General features: G+C 46.8%; 24 protein-coding genes and 1 tRNA gene. 1 reads left to right on the forward strand and 24 read right to left on the reverse strand.

Annotated elements, in window-relative coordinates; translation table 11 throughout:
• Nucleotides 1–38: 38 nt before the first annotated feature.
• The 17 genes from fusA to B2W60_RS04730 all read right to left on the reverse strand — a co-directional run bounded on the left by fusA (nucleotide 39) and on the right by B2W60_RS04730 (nucleotide 19,057).
• A complete protein-coding gene (fusA, locus tag B2W60_RS04650; RefSeq protein WP_292362385.1) occupies nucleotides 39–2,132 on the reverse strand; it encodes an elongation factor G in 2,094 nt (697 codons plus the stop codon).
• A 190-nt stretch (nucleotides 2,133–2,322) separates the two neighbouring features.
• Complete coding sequence (locus tag B2W60_RS04655; protein WP_292362384.1) at nucleotides 2,323–2,628, reverse strand: DUF2818 family protein; 306 nt, start codon at nucleotides 2,626–2,628, stop codon at nucleotides 2,323–2,325.
• 9 nt (nucleotides 2,629–2,637) lie between these two features.
• A complete protein-coding gene (gene nuoN / locus B2W60_RS04660; protein ID WP_292362383.1) occupies nucleotides 2,638–4,071 on the reverse strand; it encodes an NADH-quinone oxidoreductase subunit NuoN in 1,434 nt (477 codons plus the stop codon).
• A gap of 12 nt (nucleotides 4,072–4,083) precedes the next feature.
• A complete protein-coding gene (locus tag B2W60_RS04665) occupies nucleotides 4,084–5,604 on the reverse strand; it encodes an NADH-quinone oxidoreductase subunit M (protein WP_292362382.1) in 1,521 nt (506 codons plus the stop codon).
• Nucleotides 5,605–5,622: 18 nt separating this feature from the next.
• Complete coding sequence (nuoL, locus tag B2W60_RS04670; protein ID WP_292362381.1) at nucleotides 5,623–7,560, reverse strand: NADH-quinone oxidoreductase subunit L; 1,938 nt, start codon at nucleotides 7,558–7,560, stop codon at nucleotides 5,623–5,625.
• A 4-nt stretch (nucleotides 7,561–7,564) separates the two neighbouring features.
• Nucleotides 7,565–7,870, reverse strand: coding sequence for an NADH-quinone oxidoreductase subunit NuoK (gene nuoK / locus B2W60_RS04675; protein ID WP_069296551.1), 306 nt, complete (start codon nucleotides 7,868–7,870; stop codon nucleotides 7,565–7,567).
• Nucleotides 7,867–8,475, reverse strand: coding sequence for an NADH-quinone oxidoreductase subunit J (locus tag B2W60_RS04680; RefSeq protein WP_292362380.1), 609 nt, complete (start codon nucleotides 8,473–8,475; stop codon nucleotides 7,867–7,869). Before B2W60_RS04680 ends, nuoK begins: the two co-directional genes overlap by 4 nt.
• A gap of 23 nt (nucleotides 8,476–8,498) precedes the next feature.
• Nucleotides 8,499–8,987 (reverse strand): NADH-quinone oxidoreductase subunit NuoI, encoded by a 489-nt coding sequence (nuoI, locus tag B2W60_RS04685; RefSeq protein ID WP_292362662.1) that lies wholly within the window; start codon nucleotides 8,985–8,987, stop codon nucleotides 8,499–8,501.
• The gene (gene nuoH, locus B2W60_RS04690; protein ID WP_292362379.1) at nucleotides 8,987–10,039 is read right to left on the reverse strand and encodes an NADH-quinone oxidoreductase subunit NuoH; all 1,053 of its coding nucleotides are present in this window, start codon (nucleotides 10,037–10,039) and stop codon (nucleotides 8,987–8,989) included. Before nuoH ends, nuoI begins: the two co-directional genes overlap by 1 nt.
• Nucleotides 10,032–12,395, reverse strand: a complete 2,364-nt coding sequence (gene nuoG, locus B2W60_RS04695; protein ID WP_292362378.1) for an NADH-quinone oxidoreductase subunit NuoG — start codon at nucleotides 12,393–12,395, stop codon at nucleotides 10,032–10,034. The genes nuoH and nuoG overlap by 8 nt, the downstream gene beginning before the upstream one ends.
• Complete coding sequence (gene nuoF / locus B2W60_RS04700; protein WP_292362661.1) at nucleotides 12,388–13,686, reverse strand: NADH-quinone oxidoreductase subunit NuoF; 1,299 nt, start codon at nucleotides 13,684–13,686, stop codon at nucleotides 12,388–12,390. The genes nuoG and nuoF overlap by 8 nt, the downstream gene beginning before the upstream one ends.
• Nucleotides 13,686–14,198 carry an NADH-quinone oxidoreductase subunit NuoE gene (gene nuoE / locus B2W60_RS04705; RefSeq protein ID WP_292362377.1) on the reverse strand — a complete coding sequence of 171 codons (513 nt, stop codon included), beginning with the start codon at nucleotides 14,196–14,198 and terminating at the stop codon, nucleotides 13,686–13,688. Before nuoE ends, nuoF begins: the two co-directional genes overlap by 1 nt.
• Nucleotides 14,195–15,448, reverse strand: coding sequence for an NADH-quinone oxidoreductase subunit D (locus tag B2W60_RS04710; RefSeq protein WP_292362376.1), 1,254 nt, complete (start codon nucleotides 15,446–15,448; stop codon nucleotides 14,195–14,197). Before B2W60_RS04710 ends, nuoE begins: the two co-directional genes overlap by 4 nt.
• The gene (locus B2W60_RS04715) at nucleotides 15,448–16,116 is read right to left on the reverse strand and encodes an NADH-quinone oxidoreductase subunit C (protein WP_292362375.1); all 669 of its coding nucleotides are present in this window, start codon (nucleotides 16,114–16,116) and stop codon (nucleotides 15,448–15,450) included. The genes B2W60_RS04710 and B2W60_RS04715 overlap by 1 nt, the downstream gene beginning before the upstream one ends.
• 9 nt (nucleotides 16,117–16,125) lie before the next feature.
• Complete coding sequence (locus tag B2W60_RS04720; protein ID WP_292362374.1) at nucleotides 16,126–16,614, reverse strand: NuoB/complex I 20 kDa subunit family protein; 489 nt, start codon at nucleotides 16,612–16,614, stop codon at nucleotides 16,126–16,128.
• A complete protein-coding gene (gene ndhC / locus B2W60_RS04725; protein ID WP_041354701.1) occupies nucleotides 16,605–16,961 on the reverse strand; it encodes an NADH-quinone oxidoreductase subunit A in 357 nt (118 codons plus the stop codon). Before ndhC ends, B2W60_RS04720 begins: the two co-directional genes overlap by 10 nt.
• 149 nt (nucleotides 16,962–17,110) lie before the next feature.
• Nucleotides 17,111–19,057: a sensor domain-containing protein gene (locus B2W60_RS04730; RefSeq protein WP_292362373.1), complete on the reverse strand. Its 1,947-nt coding sequence runs from the start codon at nucleotides 19,055–19,057 to the stop codon at nucleotides 17,111–17,113.
• Nucleotides 19,058–19,256: 199 nt separating this feature from the next.
• Here B2W60_RS04730 and rarD point away from each other — a divergent pair, with 199 nt between their 5' ends.
• Complete coding sequence (gene rarD, locus B2W60_RS04735; RefSeq protein ID WP_292362372.1) at nucleotides 19,257–20,129, forward strand: EamA family transporter RarD; 873 nt, start codon at nucleotides 19,257–19,259, stop codon at nucleotides 20,127–20,129.
• A 67-nt stretch (nucleotides 20,130–20,196) separates the two neighbouring features.
• Here the strand turns inward: rarD and B2W60_RS04740 are convergent, their stop codons facing one another.
• The 7 genes from B2W60_RS04740 to ftsH form a co-directional block, all read right to left on the reverse strand.
• Entirely contained in the window at nucleotides 20,197–20,802 is a 606-nt protein-coding gene (locus B2W60_RS04740; RefSeq protein ID WP_292362371.1) for a YceI family protein, read from the reverse strand.
• A 186-nt stretch (nucleotides 20,803–20,988) separates the two neighbouring features.
• Nucleotides 20,989–21,073 (reverse strand) — tRNA-Leu (locus B2W60_RS04745).
• 18 nt (nucleotides 21,074–21,091) lie between these two features.
• A complete protein-coding gene (secG, locus tag B2W60_RS04750) occupies nucleotides 21,092–21,418 on the reverse strand; it encodes a preprotein translocase subunit SecG (RefSeq protein ID WP_292362370.1) in 327 nt (108 codons plus the stop codon).
• 8 nt (nucleotides 21,419–21,426) lie between these two features.
• Nucleotides 21,427–22,206, reverse strand: a complete 780-nt coding sequence (tpiA, locus tag B2W60_RS04755; RefSeq protein WP_292362369.1) for a triose-phosphate isomerase — start codon at nucleotides 22,204–22,206, stop codon at nucleotides 21,427–21,429.
• A 103-nt stretch (nucleotides 22,207–22,309) separates the two neighbouring features.
• Nucleotides 22,310–23,659 carry a phosphoglucosamine mutase gene (gene glmM / locus B2W60_RS04760; RefSeq protein WP_414673256.1) on the reverse strand — a complete coding sequence of 450 codons (1,350 nt, stop codon included), beginning with the start codon at nucleotides 23,657–23,659 and terminating at the stop codon, nucleotides 22,310–22,312.
• Entirely contained in the window at nucleotides 23,652–24,491 is an 840-nt protein-coding gene (gene folP, locus B2W60_RS04765) for a dihydropteroate synthase (protein ID WP_292362368.1), read from the reverse strand. Before folP ends, glmM begins: the two co-directional genes overlap by 8 nt.
• 12 nt (nucleotides 24,492–24,503) lie before the next feature.
• On the reverse strand, nucleotides 24,504–26,405 hold the full coding sequence (ftsH, locus tag B2W60_RS04770; protein ID WP_292362367.1) for an ATP-dependent zinc metalloprotease FtsH: 1,902 nt from the start codon (nucleotides 26,403–26,405) through the stop codon (nucleotides 24,504–24,506).
• Between the last annotated feature and the right edge of the window lie 11 nt (nucleotides 26,406–26,416).

Here is a 26,416-nt window from a genome sequence, read left to right on the forward strand (position 1 = left end):
TAAACGCCCCTTTCTCAATCGAACTTTTAGCAAACTGCTTATTTTTTCGCAGCAGCTTCACGCTCTTTAACTTCTTTAATAACTTCTTCTGCCACGTTACGTGGGCATGGCAGGTAGTGCAGGAACTCCATAGAGAACTGACCACGACCAGAAGTCATAGTACGCAGAGTGCCGATGTAACCGAACATTTCACTCAGTGGCACTTCAGCTTTGATACGTACGCCAGTAGCGCCCGCGTCCTGCGATTTGATCATGCCACGACGACGGTTCAAGTCACCGATAACATCACCGACGTTATCATCCGGGCAGAACACGTCTACTTTCATGATAGGTTCCAGCAATTGTGGACCCGCTTTTGGAATCGTTTGACGGAAAGCGCCCATCGCAGCAATTTCAAAGGCCATTGCTGATGAATCCACAGCATGGAATGCACCATCGAACAGGTTAATTTTAACATCAAGTAATGGGAAGCCAGCCAACACACCACGGCCCATCATTTTCTTAAAGCCAGCTTCAACTGCTGGCCAGTATTCACGAGGAACACTACCACCGGTTACGGTTGATTCAAAGTTGAAACCGCTGCCTGGTTCACCTGGTTCAATGATGTAGTCAATACGACCGAATTGACCAGAACCACCCGATTGTTTCTTGTGGGTGTAACTGTCTTCGATTTTTTGCGTAATCGTTTCACGGTAAGCAACCTGCGGCTCACCAACAATTACATCAACGTTATGGGTACGTTTCAGAATATCAACTTTGATATCCAAATGTAATTCACCCATACCTTTCATAATGGTTTCACCGCTATCGTCGTCGGTTTCAACACGGAATGAAGGATCTTCTTTAATCATTTTACCCAGTGCAACACCGAGTTTTTCAGCGGCGGCTTTATCTTTAGGCGCAATCGCGATTGAGATAACAGGATCCGGGAATACCATTGGTTCCAATGTGGCCGGATTTTTCGGGTCACATAAGGTGTGACCAGTTTGTACGTCTTTCATACCCACGATGGCGATGATATCACCGGCATGAGCGTAATCCAGTTCGTTACGGTCATTGGCATGCATTTCCACCATACGACCTACACGCTCTGTTTTGCCGGTGAAAGTATTGAGGATGGTGTCGCCTTTTTTCAGCTCGCCAGAATAGACACGAACGAAAGTCAAAGCACCGAAACGGTCATCCATGATTTTGAATGCCAAGGCGCGTAACGGGCCTTTGATATCAACGATAGCGTGTTTACCGGTTTCGTTACCTTCCAGGTCAACTTCTGGTTGAGGATCAACTTCCGTTGGGTCTGGCAGGTAATCAACAACGGCATCCAGAACTAACTGCATACCCTTATTTTTGAATGAGCTACCGCAGTAAGTCGGGAAGAAGTCCAGTTTCAATGTACCTTTACGGATACATCTTTTCAGATCTTCAACAGAAGGCTCTTCACCTTCCAGATATTTTTCCATCAGATCGTCATCTTGCTCAACAGCGGTTTCGATCAGTTTTTCACGCCATTCTTCAATAGCATCAGCCATATCTGCTGGTGGCTCTTCGATGGTGTAATCTTCAGCGCTCTTATCATCTTTCCAGATCCACGCTTTGCGGGTCAGCAGATCAACAACACCGGTAAACTCATCTTCAATACCGATTGGCAGAACCATGACCAGTGGAGTTGCCGCCAATACCGTCTCAACCTGTTTAACAACACGGTAGAAGTCAGCACCAATGCGGTCTAATTTGTTGACATAGATAAGACGCGAAACTTCTGAGTCATTCGCATAACGCCAGTTGGTTTCGGATTGTGGTTCAACACCACCACTACCACAGAAAACACCGATACCGCCGTCAAGCACTTTCAGTGAACGATAAACTTCGATAGTGAAGTCAACGTGACCCGGGGTATCGATAACGTTCAGCCGGTGGCCTTTCCATTCACAGGTTGTCGCCGCTGACTGGATAGTAATACCGCGTTCGGCTTCCTGATCCATAAAGTCCATGGTGGATTCACCATCATGTACTTCACCAGACTTATGGATTTTGCCGGTCAGTTTAAGGATACGTTCGGTTGTGGTGGTTTTGCCCGCATCAACGTGGGCGAAAATACCAATATTTCTGTATTTGGATAAATCGGAAGCCATAAATCCTGTCTCTATTGTGTGAATAACTGATGTTGTTTACATCATCAGGGAGTTAAACCCGCAAATTCTAAACTACTATCCTTCGGGATGCATCCTGAATTAACGTTAGGGCCTGTAAGCGCCCTGATAGCGGTCTTTAGAGTTTCAGGCTAATATTGCAATGCATTCGGCGGGCGCATTTTTGCGATTGCTATCGTAGCTTTTTCTGTAAGGGTAACCATTGGTGCCGATACACTACACCCGGGGTGGCAAACACCAGAAACAAGCTTAGGGTAGTGACAAAAAACTCCCACTGCTGGGGATAAATATTCCCCGCATACTGCTGTTCAAAGGCAATGGCCACCAATAATGCCACAAAATAATACACCACAACTTCAAACAGTCTCAGCCAGGCATTTTTGCCATTTTTTAACGGTATAAATAAAAACAGGCGTGAATTTACCCAGGGCAGATTCGCCAGTACAAACATAATGAACAGCATTAACCAAATCGACATCTTTATAACCTAACTGAATATTCTCGCGCAAAGCGCAAATAAAGCCCCCGGAAATAATCCGAGAAATAGTACCGCCAACACATTTCCACTCAGTAAATATTGCACTGAGACTGGCGCTTGAATATGCGGTTGTTGTGTTGGTTTATCAAAAAACATGACTTTGACGACACGTAAATAATAATAAGCACCAATCACCGACATCACGACTGCAACTATTGCCACGGCCAGTAAGTTAACATCGACCACCGATTTAATCACACTTAATTTCGCATAAAAACCGGCCAAAGGTGGAATGCCCGCCATGGAAAACATCAGTAACAGCATCATCAATGCATGCCAGGGATGACGCTGCCCCAGACCTTTAAAGTCATCGATCTCTTCGGCCTCAAAACCTTCCCGGCTGAGCAGCAGAATCATGCCAAAACTACCTAATGTCATCAGCGCATAGACCAAAGTATAGAACAGGGCTGCGGCATAACCCGCCTGACTTCCAGCTAATACGCCTAACAGTAAAAAGCCGACATGCGAAATAGTGGAATACGCTAACATGCGCTTCAAATTGGTTTGCGCGATTGCCAGCAGGTTACCCACAACAATAGACAATACCGCCAGCATAATCAGCATATCGCGCCACACACTGAGCATATCGCCCATCCCTTCAGTCAATATGCGTATCAGCATGGCAAATGCGGCGATCTTGGGGGCACTGGCCACAAATAAGGTAATGGCCGTTGGCGCGCCCTGATAGACATCCGGCAACCACATATGAAACGGTACCGCACCAAATTTGAAACCGATTCCGATCACCAGAAATACGATGCCCAGACTCAATACGGTTTGATTCAGTTCTTCATTAGTCAAGGCAGCTGCAATAGCCTCTATCCCTAACTCACCGGTGACACCGTAGATAATCGACATGCCATACAACAACATGCCTGATGCCAACGCCCCGAGAATAAAGTACTTCATACCTGCTTCTGTGGCGGCAAAAGAATCTCTGTGCATCGCCACCATCGCATACAGGCAAAGTGACATCAGCTCCAATCCCAGATACAAGGTCAGAAAATGATGAGCGGATACCATGACCAGCATTCCCAGAGTGGCAAACAGAGCCAGCACATAAAACTCACCCTGTAATAAATTCCGGTCCTGCAAATAGCGGTAGGAATAGCTTAATACCAGCATATTTACCAGACAGATCGCCAGCTTGAGTAAGTCGCTTAGCGGATCTTTGATATAGCTTTCAGAAAATGTCAGACCACCGTCCCCCATCATCCAGAAAACGGTCAGAAAGGTCATCAACAGCGTTAATTGGCTTAACGCATGTACCAGCATAATTCGACGGTTACCGGTAAACGCCACCACCAATAGCACGATGCAGCACATTGCCAGCATCAGCATCTCTGGCAAGGCAAACAGCATATTTGGAACCTCAAACGCCATCTGGTGTGTCCTTTAAAGCTTTGACTGAGTGATTTGCAGCAGCAGATTATCTACCGAAGCATGCATCACATTAAGTAATGGATCGGGCCAAATACCAATCACTAATACTATGACTGCCAGACTTGCCAACAGCAGCATTTCTCGTGAATTAATATCCTGTAATTTGGCAACTTCATCATTGGCAATCTCTCCAAAAAACACCCGTTTGACCATCCACAAGGTATAAGCCGCGCCAAGAATTAAGGTGGTAGCCGCTAAAAAGGCATACCAGAAGTTGGCCTGAAACGCCGCCAGGATCACCATAAACTCGCCGACAAATCCGGAGGTGCCGGGTAAACCTGCATTGGCCATCGCAAAGAATACGGCCAGTGCAGTAAATTTCGGCATACTGTTGGCAACACCGCCATAAGCACTGATTTCACGGGTATGCATCCGGTCGTATAACACACCGACACTGAGGAACATCGCGGCGGCAATAAAGCCATGCGAAATCATCTGCACCATTGCGCCTTCAATAGCTAACACTTCGCCATTACCGACACCAAGTGTAATCGCATCATTGGCGACGATGCGAAACACAATAAACAGTCCCAGGGTCACAAAGCCCATATGGGCAATACTCGAATAAGCAATCAGTTTTTTCAGATCCGATTGGGCCAGCGCGACAAAACCGATATAAACAATGGCGATCAACGATAAGCCAATCACCAGCCAGTCCAGCGTCATACTGGCATCCGGGGTAATCGGCAGAGCAAAACGTAATAGACCATAGCCACCAATTTTCAGCGTGATCGCCGCCAGAATTACCGAACCACCTGTAGGTGCTTCCACGTGAGCATCAGGCAACCAGGTATGTACCGGCCACATCGGAATTTTCACCGCAAAGGCAATTAAAAAAGCCAGGAAAATCCAGATTTGCTGCGTTAAACTCAAGCTGACATTGTGAAAATCCAGAATCGAGAAACTACCTGCCTGAAATTGCAGATACAGCAATGCTATCAGCAGAAATACCGATCCAAAAAAGGTATAGAGGAAAAACTTGATGGTGGCATAAACCCGATTAGGGCCACCCCAAATACCAATTACCAGAAACAACGGGATCAGCATCGCTTCAAAAAACAGATAAAACAGTATGGCGTCGAGTGCTGCAAACACGCCTAACATCAGTCCTTCCATGATCAGAAAAGCCGACATATATTGAGCGGCTCTATCCTCAATCACCTGCCAGCCGGCAATGACAACCAACACTGTTGAAATTGTTGTGAGGATCATCAGCGGCATTGAAAAACCGTCAACCCCCAGGTAATACTCAATATTAAATGTCGCCACCCATGACAGGCGTTCAACAAACTGCATTTGATGAGTAGTGCTGTCAAAACCGATATATAGTAAAAAAGACAACAACATGGTCGCCACACTGACAAGCAAGGCCAATTGCCGTGCCAGCTTATTATTTTGTTTGCACAGCAACAGTGCAGCGCCACCGATAATCGGCAGCAAAATCAACACACTGAGAAGTGGAAAGTCCATCATCTGACGCTGTTGCTCCTGTTAAACCACAAACCAGGTGAGCAGTAGCCACACCCCGATAATCATCACAAAGGCATAATGGTACAAATAGCCGGTTTGCATTTTGCGGCCTACCCGCGAAATTAAGCCCACTGTCCGCGCCGCACCATTCACCACCAAACCATCAATCAACAGGCGATCGCCAACGCGGGAAAACAACCAGCCTAATCCTCGTGATCCACCGGCGAAGACTTTTTCATTAAACGTATCAAAGCCATATTTGTTATCCAGAATTCGCCACAACCACATCAATCTTTGCTGAATCCTGGCGGGGAGATCCGGACGTTTGAGATACAGATACCAAGCGGTTACCAAACCGGCCATTGCCAGCCAGAACGGTGCTGTCATCAAACCATGTAAAATAAAGCCAGCAAGCCCATGATAATCAGCTGCTGCCAATACATCATGCTGCGGCATAACCGTTATTGCATCGCCAAAGAATTTGTCATACACCAGACTGCCAATCAGATAACCTGACAAGACTGACGGAACCGCTAACAGGACTAATGGCCAGGTAACGACTTTTGGGGATTCATGAGGCGGATGACCATGTGCATCAAAGCGTTCCTTGCCATGGAACACCAGAAACAAAAGCCGGAAGCTGTACAGACTGGTGACAAACACCCCAATCATTACCGCCCATAACGCAAAGCTGCTGCCCGCAATGGTGGATTCATGCACCGCCATAATGATGGCATCTTTGGAAAAAAAGCCTGCCAGACCAGGAAACCCAATTAACGCCAAGGTCCCAATTAAGCTGGTCCAGTAAGTGATAGGCAGATATTTTTTCAGACCGCCCATTTGCCGGATATCCTGCTGGTGATGCAGAGCTAAAATCACCGATCCCGCCGCCAGAAACAGCAAAGCTTTAAAAAATGCGTGAGTGAATAAATGGAAAATCGCGGCAGAATAAGCTGATACGCCGAGAGCCACTGTCATATAGCCAAGTTGTGATAGGGTGGAATAAGCGATAACCCGTTTAATATCGTTTTGAATCAGACCGAGAAAGCCCATAAACAAAGCGGTAATCGCACCAATCACCAGAATAAACGACAGTGCTGTTTCAGAATATTCATATAATGGCGACATTCTTGCCACCATAAAAATACCCGCCGTGACCATTGTCGCCGCATGGATCAATGCGGATATCGGGGTCGGACCTTCCATCGAATCCGGTAACCAGACATGCAATGGCACCTGGGCCGATTTACCCATCGCACCGATAAATAACAGAATGCCAATAACAGTCATTAATGACCATGTATGGTTATCAAATATGGAAATGGTCTGCCCAGCCATCACCGGTGCCTGATTAAATACTTCCAGATAATCCAGACTGCCGGAATACATCAGTACTGCAGCGATGCCCAGCAGAAAGCCAAAGTCACCGACACGATTAACCAGGAATGCCTTGAGATTGGCGTAAATCGCCGTGGGCTTTTTATACCAGAAACCAATAAGCAGATATGACACCACACCAACCGCTTCCCAGCCGAAAAACAATTGCATGAAATTATTCGCCATGACCAGCATCAGCATGGAGAAAGTGAACAGCGAAATATAACTGAAGAAACGGCTGTAGCCATCATCGTCATGCATATAGCCAATCGTGTAGATATGCACCATCAGCGACACAAAGGTCACCACTGTCATCATCACTGCTGTCAGTGAATCAACCATAAAACCGACTTCTATGCTCAGGCTGCCGACCTGTAACCACTGATACACCGCCTGGTTATAACTGGCGCCATCCATCACCACCAGCTTCAAAACCCAGAGTGATAAAAAAAACGCAATACTGACTCCGGCAATTGCTACACGATGTGACCAGTTACGGCCAATCTTGCGGCCAAACAAACCGGCAATAATACTGCCCAGTAATGGCGCTAAAACGATGGTTAATAATAAGGACTGCGTCATGCCATCAGCCCTTTAACCGATTGAGATCATCAACATTGATGGTGCTGAGATTACGGAAAAGCACCACCAGTATGGCGAGTCCAATCGCCGCTTCTGCGGCAGCAACAGTCAGAATAAAAAATACAAATACCTGACCTGCAGCGTCGCCGGCATAGTGGGAAAAAGCGATAAAATTGAGATTCACTGCTAACAGCATCAATTCAATACACATCAGCAGAATAATGATGTTTTTACGATTAAGAAAAATACCCGCTACTGACAAGCTGAATAATATAGCCGCAACAATCAGGTAGTCAGATAAAGCAATCATGATTTGTCTTTCCCATCCTGACGTTTCTCCGAAGCCATTTTGACCAGACGCACGCGATCGGTACTACGCACCTTGACCTGCTCAGCCGGATCCTGGGTTTTGCGTTTATTGGGTCGCAAGGTCAGCATAATCGCAGCCACAATCGCCACTGTCAGTATCACGGATGCAATTTCAAATGGATATACATACACCGTGTAAAGCAATCGGCCGAGCATTTTGGTATTACTTTCTGTTGAACTTTCCGGGGCTGGAAATTGATCCAGACCAAAATTCGCTGCGCCCAAAACCGCAATTAACTCCAGAACAATCAGCACCGCGACAAACAAGCCCAACGGCAAATAACGGGTGAAACCTTCCTTAAGTGTGCTGGTATCAATATCCAGCATCATTACTACAAACAGAAACAAGACCAGTACTGCACCGACGTAAACCAGCACCAGACTAATCGCCAGAAATTCAGCTTCCAGCATCAGCCAGATTGCCGCACTGGTAAAAAATGCCAGTACCAGAAATAAGGCAGCACGTACCGGATTTCGTACCGTAATCACCATGGTGGCAGCAAATAACAAAATTCCAGCAAAGCAGTAAAACAGTATTTTTTCCATAATCCTCAGGCCAAGGCTAGTTGCTAGCGATAAGGCGCATCAGCCTCCCGATCAGCAGCAATTTCAGCTTCATATTTATCACCAATGGCCAATAGCTGTTGTTTGTCGATAATATTTTCGCCACGATTCTCAAAGTGATAGGCGAATACCCGGGTTTCAACTATTGAATCCACAGGACAGGATTCTTCACAAAACCCGCAATAAATACATTTAAATAAATCAATATCGTAGCGTGTGGTCCGACGGGTACCATCTTCGCGTGGTTCAGTATCAATGGTGATAGCCAATGCCGGGCAAACCGCTTCACACAACTTGCAACCAATGCAGCGTTCCTCGCCATTCGGATAGCGTCGCAATGCATGTAAACCACGGAAACGTGGGGATTGCGGTGTCTGTTCTTCGGGATATTGCACCGTAACTTTTCGGGAAAACAAATGCCGGCCGGTCAAGCGTAAGCCTTGAACCAGCTCCCACAATAAAAAGCTTTTAAAAAAGTGACGTATGGAATCCATCATGAGGTGGACACCTCCACAACATCATTAAACCAGGGACCAATATCAAATACTTGCATGGTCGAAATCACTACCAACCACACCAGCGTCACCGGGATAAATACTTTCCAGCCAAGGCGCATAACCTGATCATATCGATAACGAGGGAAGGTGGCGCGGATCCACAGATAAACAAACAGGAAAAAGCTGGTTTTCAGTAATAACCATACCAACCCCGGCACCCAGGCAAACATCGGCTCCAGCACCGGAATACCTTCAAAGGGCGACAGCCACCCTCCCATAAACAAGGTAGCGGCCAGAATTGAAATCAAAATCATATCGGCATATTCAGCGAGGAAAAATATCGCAAATGCCATGCCGGAATATTCCACATGAAAGCCGGCAACAATTTCGGACTCGCCTTCAGCAATATCAAACGGCGCGCGATTGGTTTCCGCAACACCTGAGACAAAGTACACGACAAACAACGGTAACAATGGCAACCAGTACCAGTACAAAATACCGCCTTGTTGTGCCAGAACTATCTCACTCAGGTTCAGACTGCCTGCGGCAATCAACACCCCGACCAGGGCAAACCCCATGGCTATCTCATAAGACACAACTTGAGCAGCACTGCGCATCGCACCTAAAAACGCATAACGTGAATTTGATGCCCAACCGGCAATCACAATGCCGTAAACCCCCATTGAGGTAATTGCTAAAACATATAACAAACCGGCATTGATATCAGCCAGCACCATGCCTGCATCAAAAGGAATCACCGCCCAGGCTGCCAAAGCCGGGCCAATTGCCAATACCGGTGCCAATACAAACAGGTACAGATTGGACCGGGTTGGTACAATGATTTCTTTGAGCAATAACTTCAGGCCATCGGCAATAGGTTGCAGCAAGCCTCTTGGTCCAACCCGGTTAGGGCCGATACGCATCTGGATATACCCGATTACTTTGCGTTCAGCCAACGTTAGATAAGCTACGGCTACCATCAATACCGACACTATCAGCAAAATTTTGCCGATATTGGGTAATAAATGCTGAGTGACAATATCAAGCATCAGCTGTCTCCAGCATCGCGGATAAATCCACATTGCCAAATGACGGGCCCAACCGAGCACTAAGTGGTGAAGCAGCTGCCAGATAGACCATGTCTTCTGCAATCTGCTCATCAATCAATACACTCGCGGTTATACAGAGTTCACCTTGCTGAATCTGTACCTGATCTCCCTGATTCAAACCGAATTTCTCAACCTGTGCCGGATGTATACGTAAGGAATCCAGAAACTGATTTTCCGGCGTCAGTTGAAGCGCTTTACTGTGTCTGACCAGACTGTCAGTACGATAAATCGGTACCTCTGAAATAAGCTGCAAACCTTTGAAAGTATTTATTTCAGCTGGTATATAAAGTGACTTTCTGACTGTGGATTGACGGTTTAGCTGATCCTGCAATTCCTGACGCACACCTTCTGAGGAAACATAATCAAAACCGGTGAATTTCGAAATATTGCCAAGCACGCGGAGAATCTTCCAGCCGGGACGACTTTCTCCGGGAGGTGCAACCGCGCCGGTAAAAGATTGCCATTGATGATCCAGCCCGACAAACGTACCGGAAGTCTCGGCAAACGCCGCCAAGGGTAACAACACATCGGCATATTCACGCAGGCTGTCACACTGAAAGCTATTCATCGCCACCACAAACCCTGCCCGTTGCAATGCTAGCTGGGCAGCGGCCGGATTGGCACAATCAAACTCCGGCTCAACATTAAATAACACATAAGCACGTAACTGTTCTTCCCAGATCGCTTTTGCATCGAGGCCATCCTTAACGTCCTTAGCCATTTCCTGATGTGGCAAAGCGCCCGCCTGATGCAATGCCCGGCTGTTGGCTTCCGGCAGAATTAATAAACGTGCTCCTGTTAGATTGGCAATCAAAGCTACCAATGCACGAATAATCGATGCCTGAGGATGTTGATTGGCTAAAGCTCCAACCACAATTAAAGCTTTCTCGGCATTAGCCAGTTGCATGGCAATATTCTGTTCGGTCGCTGAAGCCGCCTGTTCCCGCATCAGATGCTGCCATGTTTTAGCCGCATTGGCATCAAGGTGTAACAAGGCTTTAGCAATGCCACTTAACAGCGTAAATAACTGTGCTGAATTGACCACAACCTGGCGGTCTACCGGCATCAATAAATCGGTCTTGAAGAAGTTGATATCACTGACCAAGCCACCGGCACACGCGGACTGACGAATCCGATGTGCCAGCATTGGCGCCTCACTACGAACATTACAGCCCAGCAAAACAATTGCATCACTGTCTTCAACATCAGCCAGACTTATTGGTGCGAACTGCTCATGTGCTGCATCACTGAAATCCAGCTGGCGTAAACGATGATCAATATTCTGACTGCCAAATGCCCGTAACCATTTCTGAAACAGATAGGCCTCTTCCAGGGTAGCCGTTGGCGAGATCAATCCAGCAATCTGATCAGCACCATTTTTGGCTTTAACGTGTTTGAGACCATCAACCGCAAATTCCAATGCTGTCTGCCAGTCAGTGGTCTGCCACTCACCATTTTGTTTAATCATCGGATTCAGCAAGCGATCCGGGTGTTTTAATCCCAGATAACTGAATCGGTCCCGATCCGAGATCCAGCTCTGGTTGACGGATTCATTATCCCGGGCAACTACACGCATCACATCATTTTGCCGGGTATGAAGGTCAATACTGGATCCCACGGCATCGTGCAGGGCAATTGACGGATGTGAAGTCATTTCCCAGGCACGGGCTTTGTATCGGAATGGTTTGGAGGTTAAGGCTCCAACCGGACATAAATCAATAATATTGCCGGATAGTTCTGAAGCCAGACTGTGTTCAACATAGGTGCCAATTTCCATATGTTCGCCACGGCCCGTCGCGCCAAGCTCTTTTATACCGGCAATTTCCTGACCAAACCTTACACAACGGGTGCAGTGAATACAGCGTGTCATATCGGTCTGTACCAGCGGTCCGATATCCTTATCTTTGACAACACGTTTCTTCTCGCTGAATCGGCTGATACCACTGCCATAGCCCAGCGATAAATCCTGTAACTCACACTCCCCGCCCTGATCACAAATCGGGCAATCCAGTGGATGATTGATTAATAGAAATTCCATTACCCCACGCTGAGCGGCCAGCGCAGTTTCTGATTGGGTAAAGACTTTCATGCCATTAGCAACAGGCGTGGCACAGGCCGGCAATGCTTTTCGAGCGTTATCCACTTCGATCAGACACATACGACAGTTAGCGACTATCGACAGATTTTTGTGATAACAGAAACGCGGAATATCAATGCCTGCCTCATCAGCAGCCTGAATAATCATTTTGCCCGAATCCACTTTCAGTGGAATGCCGTCAATTTCGATATTAACCATAGTTGAGCTTCAATTCCGGTTCAGTGACCAGACACGATTTATGATCAATGTGATATTGGAATTCATCACGGAAATGCTTGATAAAACTGATAACCGGTGCCGCAGCCGCATCACCCAAGGCACAAATAGTATTGCCGTTAATATTGTTGGCAACATCCACTAATCGATCCAGGTCTTCCTGGCGACCTTCGCCCTCTTCAATACGTTTGATGACCCGGTACAGCCAGCCGGTACCTTCACGACAGGGAGTGCATTGACCGCAGGACTCTTCGTAATAGAAATAGGCAATGCGTTCCAGCGCCTTGACCATGCAGGTGGTTTCATCCATCACGATGACCGAGCCAGCACCCAGCATCGAGCCGGCTTTACCGATACCGTCATAACTCATCGCAGTCTGCATCATCACATCCGCTGGCACCACTGGCGTCGAGGTGCCACCGGGAATCACTGCTTTTAATTTATTACCATTACGCACACCACCAGCAAGTTCCAGTAATTCGGCAAACGGCATCCCCAGGGGCACTTCATAATTCCCCGGTTTGTTAACATGGCCACTCATACAGAAAATTTTCTGACCACCGTTATTGGGCGTTCCCAACTCATGGAACCAGTCTGCACCATGCTGCAAAATCACCGGCACCGAGGCCAGTGTTTCAGTGTTATTTACGGTTGTCGGCCGACCATATAAGCCATAACCGGCAGGAAATGGGGGTTTATAGCGTGGCTGGCCTTTTTTGCCTTCCAGAGATTCCAGTAATGCTGTTTCTTCTCCACAGATATAGGCACCGGCTCCGGGGTGGGTATGCAGTTCAAAATTAAAGCCGCTATCCAGGATATTTTTACCGAGGTACCCCGCTTCATGCGCTTCAATTAACGCTTGTTCAAACCGCTCTATCGGTTCAAAAAACTCGCCGCGAATGTAGTTGTAGCCGCGTTGGGCACCAATGGTATATCCAGTGATGATCATGCCTTCAATCAACTGATGCGGGTTGAATCGCATAATGTCACGATCTTTACAGGTGCCTGGTTCACCTTCATCCGAGTTGCAGACGATATATTTATCACCCGGCATACGCCGCGGCATAAAACTCCATTTCAAGCCGGTAGGAAAGCCCGCGCCACCACGTCCGCGTAATGCGGAATTCTTGATTGTCTCAATGATGGATTCCTGGCGGGTTTTCTCGCGGAGGATTTTCTCCAGCATCTGGTAACCACCAACGCTGCGGTAAGATTCCATCGACCAGGGCTGGTCGAGATGCATGGTACGAAAACAAACCTGATTCAGCTGCATCATTTTACCCCGCCCAGTAACGCGTCGACTTTTTCCGGTGTCAGATGTTCGTGATAATCCCGATCCAGCAATAGCATCGGCGCGCCGACACAAGCACCGAGACACTCTACTTCTTTTAACGTGAATTTTCCGTCAGCAGTGGTCTGGCCAAAACCAATACCAAGTCGTTTTTGTAAATGATTGGCGATATCTTCAGAACCACAAAGCAAACATGAAATATTGGTACAGACGCTGATTTTGTGTTTACCCACTGGCTTGAGTTCAAACATCGTATAAAACGTCGCAACCTCGAACACACTGATAGCGGGTAGTTCCAGGTATTCAGCCAGCGCTCGCATCACCCCCTCGCTAAGCCAGCCATCATGGGCATCCTGCAAAATATGTAACGCCGGTATGACCGCAGATTGGGACTGCCCGGGCGGGTATTTGCTGATCCATTTATCCAACTGCTGACGTAACGTCTCATTGAATAATTGATCCCGGTGGCCTGTGAGTTGCAATTCTGCTGTCATCGGTCAATCTCTCCGAAAACAATATCCATGGTGCCGATAATCGCCACCACATCTGCCAGCAAGTGACCTTTGGCCATTTCATTCATTGCGGCCAGATGGGGAAAGCCCGGTGCACGGATTTTGACCCGGTAGGGTTTATTGGCACCGTCCGACACCATATAAATGCCAAACTCGCCTTTAGGATGTTCCACAGCACTATAGACCTCACCTTCCGGTACACAATAGCCTTCGGTAAACAGTTTGAAATGATGAATCAGAGCTTCCATATCATCTTTCATATCGGCACGGCTGGGCGGGGCAATTTTAACGTTATCAATAATCACCGGCCCCGGATTGGCTCGCAGCCAGTCAACACATTGCTGCATAATTTTATTGGACTGGCGCATTTCTTCGATCCGCACCAGATAACGATCATAGCAATCGCCTTCTTTGCCCACCGGAATATCAAAGTCCAGTTTTTCATAAACTTCATAAGGTTGCTTACGTCGTAAATCCCACTCGACGCCACTGCCACGTAACATTGGCCCGGTGAATCCCAGTTGCAATGCACGTTCCGGTGTCACTACACCAATACCCACCGTGCGTTGTTTCCAGATACGGTTATCGGTCAGCAGTGTTTCATATTCATCGACACATTTTGGGAATCGCTGACAAAAATCCTCGATAAAATCGAGCAAACTGCCTTCACGGCTTTGATTTAACTTTTTGACTTCGGCATCAGAATGCCATTTGGATTTTTGATACTGCGGCATGCTGTTGGGTAAATCACGATACACTCCGCCGGGACGGTAATAAGTAGCATGCAAGCGGGCTCCGGATACCGCCTCATAGCAATCCATCAAATCTTCACGTTCCCGGAAGCAATACAGGAATACAGTCATGGCACCGATATCCAGACCATGTGCTCCCAGCCACATCAAATGATTCAACACCCGGGTCATTTCATCAAACAAGACCCGGATGTACTGTGCCCGGACTGGAGGTTCAATCCCTAACAGTTTTTCGATAGCCATGACATAAGCATGTTCATTACACATCATCGACACATAATCCAGCCGATCCATATAGCCGATGCTCTGGTTATAGGGTTTGGATTCGGCCAGTTTCTCCGTACCGCGATGCAATAAACCGATATGTGGATCAGCGTGCACAATCACTTCGCCGTCCATTTCCAGAATCAGCCGTAATACACCATGTGCCGCCGGATGTTGTGGACCAAAATTCAGGGTGTAATTTTTAATTTCAGCCATTATTTCTTGACCTCATTATGAGGTTGCAGATACCGGTTATCATCTCGAATCACCCGTGGCACCAGCGTTCGAGGCTCGATACTGACGGATTCATATATCACCCGTTTCTGCTCAGCGTCATAACGCATTTCCACATTACCAATCAATGGAAAATCCTTGCGGAACGGATGTCCCACAAAACCGTAGTCGGTCAGAATGCGTCGTAAATCATGGTGGCCTTTAAACAGGATACCGAATAAATCAAAAGCTTCGCGTTCATACCAGTCTGCTGAATACCAGATACTGGTCACCGAATCGATAATCGGAGTTTCAGCAATTAAATCCACTTTCAGACGCAGTCGATTATTGTATTTTACGGACAGCAGGTGATAAACCACGGCATAACGAAAGCCCTCGTCAACATTATCAATCTGCGAAAATGCTTCACGAGCCCGGCTAAAACCATGTTCAGTCGCCTGTTTGGTTTCCCAGCCACTATTACCGTAAGCCGAATAATCCACTCCGCATAAATCAATTAACTGAGTAAAGGCAAACTCATCGCGCAAAGCTGTACATACCGGAATAATCTGCTCCGCCTCAACATGAATCGTCACTTCGCCACGATTAAACTCACATTCCACCAGTTGATTGGCAAAATGCTGTTCCAGTTTATGTTTAAGCGATTCCATGCAACAACCTTATGCCTGCACGCTTTTAGCGATGGTATTGGTTCGCTGAATTTTTTTCTGTAACTGAATAATGCCATAGAGCAAGGCCTCAGCCGTTGGTGGACAACCCGGCACATAAATATCCACCGGCACAATGCGATCACATCCACGAACCACCGAATAGGAATAATGATAGTAGCCCCCACCATTGGCACAGGAGCCCATTGAAATGACCCAGCGTGGCTCTGACATCTGGTCATAGACTTTACGCAGTGCCGGTGCCATTTTGTTGACCAGCGTACCGGCGACAATCATCACATCTGACTGACGCGGACTGGGTCGAAACACCACACCGAAACGATCCAGATCATAACGTGAAGCCCCGGCATGCATCATTTCAACAGCACAACAGGCCAGACCAAAGGTCATCGGCCACAAGGAGCCTGTTCTCGCCCAGTTGATCAACTTATCTGCCGAGGTGGTCACAATCCCTTCGTGGAGAACGCCTTCTATTCCCATTCCAGGGCTCCTTTCTTCCATTCATAGATAAAGCCCACCACCAGAATGCCCAGAAACAGGAACATGGCCAGCAAACCAAACACCCCGATTTCATCAAGCACAATGGCCCAGGGGAATAAAAAGGCTATTTCCAAATCGAAAATGATGAACAGGATGGCGACCAGATAATAACGCACATCAAATTTGCCATGCGTGTCTTCGAAAGGTTCAAAACCACATTCATAGCTGGAGCGTTTTTCGGCATCAGGCCGCTGCGGCCCGATAATAAAACCTGCGATCAGCGGCATTACACCAAAGCCGATGCCGATAATGATAAACAACAAAATGGGGAGGTATCCCTCTAACATGTCGCCCTTCCACTCTCTCGAGATTTAGTGTCTTTGTGACACCTGATAGTTATTATTGTTTTTGTTCATTCAAACTTATTTGATCAACTCCCGATAGTACACATTAACGTGCAGCATTTGAAGCGCGTATTTAGATCGTTTATTACAGATTACCCGACGAGCTTCAACAGTAATTGGTCAGGATGAACGGGTTTACTGTAATAATAACCTTGTACGTAATCACATTTCATTGCCTTGAGTGATATGGCCTGCTCTTCTGTTTCCACGCCTTCAGCCACCACTTTCAAACCGAGTCCATGTGCCATGGCTATGCTGGCATTAACCAGTTCCCGATCCGCTGAATCAGTAGTCATATCGTTAATAAAACTACGATCAATTTTTACAATGGCAAACGGATAGCTTCGAAGATAACTGAGTGAAGAGTAGCCAGTACCAAAATCATCCATCGCCATATCAATGCCCATTGCCGTAAACGACTTGAATAACTCATCGGTCATCAGGTATCCGCTTAATAACACACCTTCGGTAATTTCCAGTTCCAGTGTATGAGGATGAACTGGGTATTTCTGTAATTGCTGTTCAACAAACCCCAATAATCCCGGATCACGAAACTGGCAGGGAGAAAGATTGATAGCCATCCGGAAACCCATCTGATGTTTTTGCCATTCGGCAGTCTTTTTTATCGCCGACTGCATCACAAACTCACCAATGGGAACAATCAATCCCGTCTGCTCCGCTACCGGGATAAATTCATCCGGACCAATAGGTCCCAATTGTTCATTTTGCCAACGTAATAAAGCCTCTGCCCCCGTCATTTTGCCGGTTGCCAATTCAATTTGCGGCTGATAGAGAAGATAAAACTCACCCCGCTCCAATGCCCCGTACATGTACTGTTCTATGAGCAATTTTCGCGCCGCATCACGGTTCATCGATTCGGTATAATTTACGAAAGTGTTTCGGCCACTGCTTTTGGCATAAAACATAGCAGTATCGGCCTGTCGCAGCAATTGTGAAGCATGATGGCCATCTAAAGGATAGGTAGCCACACCGATGCTTAAGGTCAGTGTTATTGTCTGTTCATCAATCATAAATGGCTGGCGGAATTGTCGGACCAGATTTTCCAGAATGGGCGTAATCTCTTCCGTAGAATGCATATCTGCCAGTAACACGATAAATTCATCACCACCAAGCCGACCGAGAATATCGCGATGACGAATATGTGATTGAATACGCTGTGCAATCTGTATCAGTAAGGCGTCTCCAGCTTCATGTCCCATTGATTCATTGATTTTTTTAAAATCATCCAAATCCAGACATAAAACCCCCACCAGATCATTATTGTGGCGAGCCAGTTCCAATAATTGAGCTAAACGATCCATGGACAGGAAACGATTTGGCAGGCCAGTTAACGTATCGTAATGCGCCAGACGAAGTATTCTTTCTTCCTGCTGCTGGCGCATCGTAATGTCAGATATGACGGCAATAAGCCCCACTAACTCATCTTTATCGTCATAGATATAATCCCAGTTATATTCCAGGATTTTTTGCTGGCCATCAGCTGCAAGATTGATGGTGACTAACAGCTCTGGCTTGGGTTGATTCGTGACCAGATCATTAAATATACGTTTAAATTGTTGTTTGGCATTTTCATCGGGTTGATAATCCCATATATATCGTCCAATCAGCTTATCAGGTTGAATGCCAAGGATCTGATGGTGTGCCTGATTACTGAAAGTTACACGTCCCTGCAGATCACATTCCTGAATACCACACGGCACATTATCGAAAATAACGCACAACTTTGACTGACTATCCTGCAAAGCATCGATAAGTTTGCTTTGCGACAGCCACAAACGTTGTATCAACAGCCAGACCAGAAAGGCGGTAATAGTCACAAAAAACAAACCTTTATAAGTCTGTAATCGAGACAACAACTGGCTATCATCGGTTATGCGTTGCATCAGTTGATCAGAAAAAATTATCCAAAGTGTGGCAAAAAGGGCATAACTCAAGGCTATCCTCAGCGGTGCAAAAAAGCCGGCTTTTCGCAACTGAACCAGCCGGTTTTGCAATTGGTTAAGCCTTGTTCTGATCACCTGACCTCCCTGTTTACTCCAACCAGTACTTTCATCGATATGAACTTTTGACACAATAATGCTTTAAAAAATCGTTTACATAAAATAATTACGTAAACTGTCCATTTTGCATAGCTATTGTATTACTGTGTGCAAGGCCGCAAGACCCTGGCCAATTTACAATGGATTCCGATAACACTTTTTCAAAGCAAAGTAATTTATGTATGGCCTGATATTCGCTATTGCTGCTTATGTAATATGGGGTAGCTTCCCGCTTTATTTCAGTTATCTGAACAGCGTTTCAGCAGTTGAAGTATTGTCGCACCGAATCCTATGGTCTTTGCTTGCCACCACTCTGGTTGGATTATTACTCGGCCGTGGACGCAAATTGATCAAGACCTTTGCAGATAAAAAATTGCTGTTGTGGCTGGCATTATCCTCATGCCTGATTGCCATAAACTGGCTGATATTTATCTGGGCTGTTTCACAACACCGAGTACTGGAAGCCAGTCTCGGCTATTTCATTACACCGGTAATGAGTCTGCTATTGGCCAGATGGTTGCTCAAGGAACAATTACATCCGTTACAGGCGTGGGCCGGGGTTCTGGCTACCATTGCTGTTTTATGGGAATGGTTCAGCTTGGGTAGTTTGCCTTGGGTGGGGTTATCACTGGCTCTGGCATTTGCCTTGTACGGGCTCATCCGAAAAAAACATCCGGTGGATGGCGTAAATGGCCTGACGATAGAAACCTTATGGTTAGCACCTGTAGCCTTAGCCTGGATTTTGTGGCAGGCAGCCAACTCTGATTATGACCTGGCGTTTGGTGACTCTGCCCAATTAACTCTACTACTTATTGGTTCCGGTCTGCTCACCGCCTTACCGCTTGTATTGTTTGCCATGGCGGCCAGTCGAGTCGACTTATCCGTAGTGGGCTTCATCATGTACATTAATCCTAGCATCCAATTTGTTATTGGTGTATTTGTACTAAAAGAAGCCTATCCGCCGGAAAGACTGATTACCTTTGGCCTGATCTGGATTGCTTTAATATTCTTTATCGCTGGTATGTGGAAAAAACATCGACAGCGCTCTTAGCGGCCGGTAATTTTTAAAACAATGCTTTCGAGCCGTGTCGATATAAAAGTCTACAGACCTTACTCTGTTACGGATTAAAAAACAGAGTAGCAGTCACTGGTACGGCAAGTGTAATTGACGGCAAACCAGCCACATCGCGCAATGCATTGACGCCTTCAACCAAATTAAAATCTTCCGCTTTGATCACCACAGGCGCCGTCGTGGCGACCATCAATTTACCCGACTCCAGTGCCGTAACCTGTAACTGCGCAGGAAATGTCTGTGTTTGACCATGCAAATCGAGTTTTAGCTCAACATCCTGAGTGATTGTCTGTCCAGTCTCGAGAGCTTTTACAGCAATAATATCAACATCTGCCGCTAACTTTGCCAGCGGAAAGTTAACGGTATCAAACAGCATAGCCTGCATACGTTCATCACGGATGGGAATGTTGGTATTGACACTATTCAAATCAATGACAAGTTCGGCTTTACCACTATCTGACAAACTGCCGGTGATGGTTTTAAAAGTATGTAGCTCGGCAATGGAAGTTGACTTGACTGACATGAAATGCAGTTGCGAATCGGTTTGGTCAAGATCCCAGTCGGCATAACTCATTCCGGAAGTAACCAACATCCCACTGGCCAACAATGCAGCAGATAATTTTTGATAGTGTTGAAACAACAGCTTAAGCATAAAAGTCCCTTCTCTGTATTATTCGTAACGCCTGTGACCAAATGTCACTGAGAATGTTTCCACATCAAAACAAGACCGGTTAACCAACGGGTAAAAGCCCATGAGTTCTGTAAACGGTAATTTGTTCCAAAGCAGCCAGATACAAAAAAGCCAAGTATCTGCTTTACAAATACCTGGCTTCGAAATTGGTGCCGTCGGCCGGAGTCGAACCGGCACACCCTAAGGCACTACCCCCTCAAGATAGCGTGTCTACCAATTTCACCACGACGGCAATTAACTGAGGGATATTTTACGGAAACTCTGGAAGATCCGCAGGGCTTTCTTCTACCGGTTGTTCAATCACCACTGAATCCGTAACACTTTGTACCCGATCGGTGTTACCTGCCAGATAAGCCAGCGTCAGGCTGGTGATAAAAAACACTGTCGCCAGAATCGCGCTGCTACGGCTGAGAAAAGAAGCTGAACCCTGACTGCCAAACAGACTAGCAGAAGCACCGCCGCCACCGCCACCGCCAAAAGCAGCGCCGGCATCCGCACCTTTACCGTGCTGGATTAAAATCAAACCTACTAACAATAGCGAGATCACAACGTGAATCCCAAGAATCAACGCATCCATTTAATTTCCTAATTTTGAGCTGCAGCCTGACAGATTTGAACAAATTCATCGGCATCACGTGAACCGCCACCGATTAATCCACCGTCAATATCCGGCTTGGCAAATAATGGGGCAGCATTATTACCTTTTACGCTGCCGCCGTAAAGTATTCTGAGCGATGCGGCAATTTTCGCATCATGTTTTGCCACTCGCTGACGCATGAAAGAATGCACATCCTGCGCCCATTCCGGGCTGGCTGTCTTACCGGTACCAATGGCCCAAACAGGTTCATAAGCCAGTACCGCTTTTGACAACATTTCGACGCCTTGTTGCGCAATCACAATATCCATCAGCCGTGCCACCATCTCTTCTGTGCGGCCCATTGAGTGTTCTTCAGGACTTTCACCTATACAGATAATCGGGGTGATCCCATGACGTAACGTCATCTCGTATTTTTCTGCGATGATGTGATCAAGAAATACCTGATCCAGGTTCAGTTCGGCATATAAACCACGTCGTTCCGAATGACCAATCAAGACATACTGACAACCAAAATCCCGCAACATGGCCGCCGAGATTTCACCCGTATAAGCACCGGAATCAAACTGAGAGACGTTTTGAGTGCCCCAATACATGCCCGTGCCCGTTAAGGCAGACTGTACCTGTTGTACATAAAGTGCGGGTGGAAATAAGGCAACATCAACCGATGCAAAGGAGTCTCTTTGCGCCAGTATCGCATCAAGCAACAGTTTGTTACTTGCGCTAGAGCCGTTCATTTTCCAGTTACCAGCGACCAGCGGTTTGCGCACAGACACCTACTCTTATTTAAGGATTAATCATAAAGGTTACCGACTGGCCGTTGATAAAGCAATGTCATCGCCCGTTATCTTTTTGGCCTGAAACGTTACCGCATTATCCCTGCAGAATTGTCTCAATCTGCTCTGCCAGTGACTTGGATAATTGGTTTGTGCGTGTCGCATCATGTCCCTCGACCATGACCCGAATAACCGGCTCGGTACCAGAGGCTCGCAACAACACTCGGCCCTCATTACCGAGCTCGGCCTCAACACTTTCTACTGCTGTTTGAATTTCCGGATAATCCTGTAAATTCACCAGTTTATTAATCCGCACATTTATCAGTCGCTGCGGATATTTAATCACCGCTGAACGCAGTTCATGCAAACTGCTGCCAGTCTGCTGGATTTCAGCCAGCACCTGTAATGCCGCCACAATACCATCTCCGGTACTGGTTTTATCAAGACAGATAATATGTCCGGATGCTTCACCACCTATCAGGCCATCGACCTGCTGTAACTTCTCCATGACATACCGATCACCCACATTGGCGCGATGTAATGTGATGTCGTGTTTTTCAAGTGCGTGTTGCAACCCCAGATTCGACATCTGGGTGCCGACGACATGCCCTCTTCCCAATCCCATACGCTGTCTGCCACGTGCAATGATAAACAGAATGTCATCGCCATCCACCAGTTCACCTTGATGGTCAACCATAATGAGACGGTCGCCATCACCATCAAGGGCAATACCTAGGTCAGCCTTGTGCTCTAAAACACTGGCTTGTAACAAGCGTGGTTCGGTTGAGCCACAATTCTGATTGATATTCAGTCCGTCCGGATCGGCCCCCATTAAAATAACTTCGGCACCCAACTCACGAAATACATTTGGCGCAATGTGATAAGTGGCACCGTGAGCACAGTCCACCACAATCTTCAGATTCGATAAATCGACGCCAGTGGAGATAGTACTTTTGCAAAACTCAATATAACGACCTGCCGCATCGGCTATCCGATGTGCCTTGCCTAAATGAGCAGAATCCACCGTTTTAATAGGTTGATCCAGCATCGCCTCAATTGCCAGTTCTACTGAGTCCGGTAATTTTGTCCCCTGATCAGAAAAAAACTTAATGCCGTTGTCATGATAAGGATTATGCGACGCACTGATCACAATACCGGCCTGGGCATGAAATGTTCTGGTTAAATAAGCCACCGCCGGGGTAGGCATCGGCCCCATCAGATAAACGTCTACGCCGGCAGCTGAAAGCCCTGCCTGCAATGCTGATTCAAACATATAGCCTGAAATACGCGTGTCTTTACCGATGAGTACTTTGCTATTTCGCTCTTTGGCGAGAACCCTTCCCACCGCCCAACCGAGCTTTAATACAAAATCCGGAGTAATAGCACCATCGCCCACCCGGCCTCGGATGCCATCAGTACCAAAATAACGTCGTTTTTGTTCAATCAAAATCGTTAACCTGCATTACATGTTCACACAATCGTATTGCCTGTAGCGTCTCACGCACATCATGACTGCGAATAATTTTTGCACCCTGCCAAACCGCTATTGAGGCTAAAGCCAGACTTCCAGCCAAGCGTTCATCAACCGAAACCTTCAACATAGCACCGATAATGGATTTACGAGAGACACCAACCAAAACCGGAAGGTCCGATTCGGTGAATACCGATAAATGTTTCATTAAGCGCAGATTATGGCGGGCATTTTTACCAAAGCCAAATCCAGGGTCCAGAATAATTCCTGAACGCGAGATTCCCGCTGCTTCACAGGCAGCAATCCGCTCAGACAGAAAGTTATTCACTTCATTGACCACATCGACATAGTGGGGATGTTGTTGCATGGTTTGAGGTGTGCCCTGCATATGCATCAAACATATCGGTACTCCCAGGTCCGCGGCGGCCTGTAGCGCACCTTCGCCACGCAGCGCATTGACATCATTTATCAGGCTTGCACCGGCCGCTACTGCAGCTCGCATGACATCGGCTTTCATAGTATCGATAGAAATAACCACATCAAGCTCAGCATGAATAGCTTCTATTGCAGGAACAACACGGTGGATTTCTTCTTCAATGCCAACAGGTTCAGAGCCGGGACGAGTCGATTCGCCACCAATATCAATAATGGTGGCGCCATCAGCAACTAACTTGCGGGCTTGTTCCAGGGCTTTGTCAGCAGAAAAAAAACGCCCGCCATCCGAAAAGGAATCAGGCGTTACATTGACGATGCCCATAACCTGCGGGGCGGACAAATCCAGTGATTTTCCCGCAAAGTCCATGATCATGGTTTAACTATCTCAGTTTAATTGATCAGCAGGTTTACCCGTCGGTTCCGGGCCATCTTCATCAGGTTTTGCCGATGGTGGCGGCGTTGATGATTTGTCATCCCAGCCTTTTGGTGCACCTGGTTCACGGCCTTCCATAATGGCATCGATCTGATCACTGTCGATGGTTTCATAAGTGATCAATAGTTTGGCCATGGTATGCAATTTATCGAGATTTTCCGTCAGAATATTTTTTGCCCGATCATAGTTACGGGTAATCAAGGCACGAACATCTTCATCAATCTGCTTGGCTGTTAAATCAGATACGGCTTTGTGCTGAGTGACACTACGACCAAGGAACACCTCGCCTTCATCTTCACCATACGATAAAGGTCCCATGTTGTCAGAAAGTCCCCATTTGGTAACCATATTGTGTGCCAGCTCGGTTGCGCGTTGAATATCATTCGACGCACCTGTAGTCACCGCTTCAGCACCAAAAATCATTTCTTCAGCCAGTCGACCGCCATACAAACTGGATATCTGACTTTCCAGTTGTTGTTTGGTATAGCTGTAACGATCTTCCGTTGGCAGAAACATGGTGACACCTAACGCTCGACCACGTGGAATGATACTGACTTTATAGACCGGATCATGACCCGGAACGCTACGACCAACAATAGCGTGGCCAGCTTCGTGGTATGCGGTCAGTTCTTTCTCTTTATCACTCATGACCATGGAACGGCGCTCTGCACCCATCATGATTTTGTCTTTTGCCAGTTCCAGATCGTTCATGGAAACCAGGCGTTTATTGGTGCGTGCTGCAAATAAAGCGGCTTCGTTGACCAGATTGGCTAAATCCGCACCGGAAAAGCCAGGTGTTCCACGCGCGATGACGCTTGGATTTACATCTTCATCAGCGGGTACTTTACCCAAATGTACTTTAAGGATCTGTTCACGGCCACGAATATCAGGCAATGGCACGACTACCTGTCTGTCAAAACGACCTGGACGTAACAATGCCGGATCCAATACGTCAGGACGGTTAGTTGCGGCAATAATAATGACACCTTCATTACCTTCAAAACCATCCATCTCAACCAGTAACTGATTCAGGGTTTGTTCACGTTCATCGTTACCGCCACCTAAACCGGCACCACGATGCCGACCAACCGCATCAATCTCATCAATAAAGATGATGCAGGGAGCATGTTTCTTGGCTTGTTCGAACATATCACGAACGCGTGATGCACCAACACCCACAAACATTTCGACGAAATCAGAACCTGAAATGGTAAAGAAAGGCACTTTTGCTTCACCGGCAATGGCTTTAGCCAGCAGAGTTTTACCCGTACCTGGTGAACCCACCATCAAAATACCGCGAGGAATACGACCACCCAGCTTCTGGAATTTACCAGGATCACGCAGGAAATCGACTAACTCATGTACTTCTTCTTTGGCTTCTTCAACACCAGCAACATCTTTGAAGGTCACTTTAACCTGATCTTCATTGAGCATACGGGCTTTGCTTTTACCAAATGACATAGGGTTTTTGCCACCACCGCCCTGCATCTGACGCATAAAGAAAATCCACACGGCTATCAGTAAAAGCATCGGGAACCAGGAAATGAAGATCTGCATCAACAGTCCAGTTTTTTCGACTGGCTCTGCTTTGATAGCAACACCGTTATCCAGCAGATCGCCAATTAGACCGGGATCATATTCAGGACTGAAGGTGGTAAATTGGCTTCCATCAGTTAATTTACCGGTTATGGTGCGTCCCTGAATATCGACACTGGAGACCGCACCGTTTTTCACATTACTGATAAATGTCGAATAATCCATTTCGCTCTGCTTAGTTTGTTGCGGACCGAAATTGTTAAATACCGACATCAATACCATCGCGATGACGACCCATAAAACAATGTTTTTCATCATGTCACTCAATG

The sequence above is a fragment of the Methylophaga sp. UBA2496 genome, from assembly GCF_002341635.1.
In the GTDB taxonomy this organism is placed as follows: domain Bacteria; phylum Pseudomonadota; class Gammaproteobacteria; order Nitrosococcales; family Methylophagaceae; genus Methylophaga.